A 256-nucleotide genomic window follows, 5' to 3' on the forward strand; every position below is an offset into this window, starting at 1 on the left:
CAACAAGATAAATACTTTGCCGATGCCTATTTTTTATTAGCAATGATCGCTAGTGCTCATCACAATTTGGTAAAATCTATTCAATTAATTAAGCAAGCAAACGCTCTTGCTCCAAATAACGCTGAATATTTGTCGCAACTTGCCAAACACTATGCCCTCGATAATAATCACGTAGAAGCGCTGTATTTTGCCGAGCTTGCCGCTAAGTTGATCGCTAAATCAACTACTCAATCGTCATTAACCTTAGATACGCTTG

Annotated in this window: 1 protein-coding gene; it reads left to right on the plus strand. The window is 38.3% G+C overall.

Annotated elements, in window-relative coordinates; translation table 11 throughout:
• On the plus strand, nt 1-256 hold a 256-nt coding region (locus ACX6CF_RS27310; protein WP_458788510.1), incomplete at both ends, for a hypothetical protein.

Source organism: Vallitalea sediminicola, assembly GCF_054408565.1.